The organism is Tenebrionibacter intestinalis (genome assembly GCF_016632365.1).
Lineage (GTDB): Bacteria > Pseudomonadota > Gammaproteobacteria > Enterobacterales > Enterobacteriaceae > Tenebrionibacter > Tenebrionibacter intestinalis.
Window position 1 is genome coordinate 1 of sequence record NZ_JAEPBH010000172.1, and the last position, 508, is coordinate 508.

1 protein-coding gene is annotated in these 508 nt (G+C 49.6%); it reads right to left on the reverse strand.

Going from position 1 to position 508, the window contains the following annotated elements; genetic code table 11:
* Positions 1-30: 30 nt before the first annotated feature.
* Positions 31-508: tyrosine-type recombinase/integrase (locus JJB97_RS18350; RefSeq protein ID WP_238715524.1), on the reverse strand; the 478-nt coding region annotated here is incomplete at its 5' end.

Here is a 508-nt window from a genome sequence, read left to right on the forward strand (position 1 = left end):
TCCCTCAAAGTGATCTACTATTCCGCGCAGCTATTTAGCAAAATCAAAAGGACTAATCCTCTTCTCCCGATTAGCATCCAGATAATCCGCCCACCATTGCACCATCAATCTACGCTCTCCCAAATGCTCAGCCTTATGAATGTAGGCCGCACGTACAGAGTTACGTTCCTGATGGCTCATCTGCCGCTCCACAGCATCCCTCGACCACAATCCTGACTCTATCAGAGAACTACAAGCCATCGTCCTGAAACCATGCCCGCACACTTCCGTTTTCGTGTCATAGCCCATCACTCGTAGAGCCTTGTTCACCGTGTTCTCACTCATCGGCTTACGCGGATCGTGATCGCCCACGAAAATCAGCTCTTGGTTTCCACTCATGCTTTTGATCTTTTCCAAAATGGCGAGAGCTTGTCGCGACAGGGGAACAAGATGCGGCGTCCGCATCTTTGAACCACGCTGAGAATGCTTAATGATCCTACCCACGTAATATGGACACAACCCTAAGCAA